Consider the following 1,616-nt stretch of genomic DNA (forward strand, 5'->3'; position numbering starts at 1 on the left):
CCCCGCCAGCCTGCGCGCGCACATGCCGACCGACCAGGCGATCAAGACACCAGTGGAGGTGTCCTTCGGTGCCCTGGCGCAATCGCAGCAACGCCAAGCCAGCGTGCAGGCCGAGTTGGGCGGCGAGCAACAGCTCGACGCGCAGGTGCGTCAAGCACAAGGCAGAGGCATGGGCTGACACGTCACACGCCGATGGCGTCGCGACGTTGGACCCTGCAGTCTCACCACACCTTGGAGAACGTTCCGATGCACGCCTACGACATCGAACCCGGAGATTGGCACGACGGCGCGCCCGCTCCCGACAGCGACGGCTGGTGCTTCGGCCTGCCGCCGGGCATCGCCGCGGCGCAATGGCCGCTGGATCCGTGGAGCGGCTATCCGATGCAGCACGGCTTCACCCTGCGGCTGCCACCGGACTACCGCGTGCACGGCCCGGACATCGTCGCGGTGTCGTTCTTCGCCACCGCGCCGGACCATAACGACGGCGGCCCGGCCGGAACAGTGGACGGGATGCACGACGCGATCGCCACGCCCGCGCAGGCGCTGGCCGACCCGGCGCTGCAACCGTTCCGCGAACGCGCGCTGCAGGCCCACCCGCGGCTGCGGCGCATGCAGGACCTGCTGGACTGCGCCTATGCGCTGATCCTGCTGCGGCAGGAAGAGGTGGATGGCGCGCCATGCCGGCCGCCGCCGCTGGTGGACAGCCCGTTGCTGCAGCGGACGCCGCCGCCGGAATGGCTGCAGGTCGGAAGCGCGACAGTATGCGAAGCGTGGGACGCGCGCAGCGTGCCGCTGCCGCAGGCGCCGGACCGTTTCGCCCTGCATCGTCCGCTGCGGCTGCGCCTGCGCGAGCACGATCCCAATGCCGGGGTACCGCCGCGCGAGACGTTCGGCGACGCGCCCGATCCCGGCGGCTATCAGCCGTTCTACTACTGGCAGGACGGCGTGGTCAGCCGCGAGCACTACCGCGAACACGACTGGGCCGCCGGCCACGCCATCAACCACCTCGGCGGCACCATGCGCCCGATACAGGGCATCCCGGACTTCAGCCCGTACTACATCGAGTTCGACGAGGCCTTCGGCGGCTACAACTTCGGCGGCGGCATCGCGCAACTGGACATCCAGGACCTGCGATTGGACTGGGCCTGCGGCTGAGGTCGCCGAGGTGGGCGACGCTTGCGCGGCGGCGCGCTCACGGCCCCGCTGCGCAGCCCCCGCCCTGTTCCGCGCACACCTTCATGGCGCGTTGCAGTTCGGCCTCGCTCAGCTGTGGAGGTGGCCGCGCGACGGCAGCCTGGACCTGGTCGGGGCCGCCGGTCAGCGCGTGCAGGCCCTTGGCCGCCTTGCCGGCCAGGTAGTAGACACCGAGCGCGATGTAGCCGCCGCTCTGGCTGACCTGCTCCACCGAGGGCGGCGGCCGCCAGTCCTTGTCGAAGCGGTTGGGTGGCGGCGACACCGGATTCTTGAAGCGATACAGGTCCAGCGGCTCGCCCTCGTCCGGCGGCAGCGCGCGCACTTCGCCCAGGGTCTGGATGTCGGGCTGCGCGGCGGCATCGGATGTGGACGGCGGTGCGACCGAGGGCGGCGGCGGCGCAGCGGCCGGTGCGGCGGGCGCG

Annotated in this window: 2 protein-coding genes; one reads left to right on the forward strand and one right to left on the reverse strand. The window is 71.7% G+C overall.

All coding sequences use genetic code 11. The features are described 5' to 3' along the window. The first annotated feature begins 192 nt into the window (after nucleotides 1–192). Nucleotides 193–1,155 carry a hypothetical protein gene (locus tag D588_RS0112800; protein ID WP_232764291.1) on the forward strand — a complete coding sequence of 321 codons (963 nt, stop codon included), beginning with the start codon at nucleotides 193–195 and terminating at the stop codon, nucleotides 1,153–1,155. 37 nt (nucleotides 1,156–1,192) lie between these two features. On the opposite strand, the gene D588_RS24705 is transcribed toward D588_RS0112800, so the two are convergent. Continuing rightward, the coding region (locus tag D588_RS24705) for a hypothetical protein (protein WP_017916259.1) at nucleotides 1,193–1,616 on the reverse strand (424 nt) is incomplete at its 5' end.

It is taken from the genome of Xanthomonas sp. SHU 308, from assembly GCF_000364645.1.
GTDB classification, from domain to species: domain Bacteria; phylum Pseudomonadota; class Gammaproteobacteria; order Xanthomonadales; family Xanthomonadaceae; genus Xanthomonas_A; species Xanthomonas_A sontii.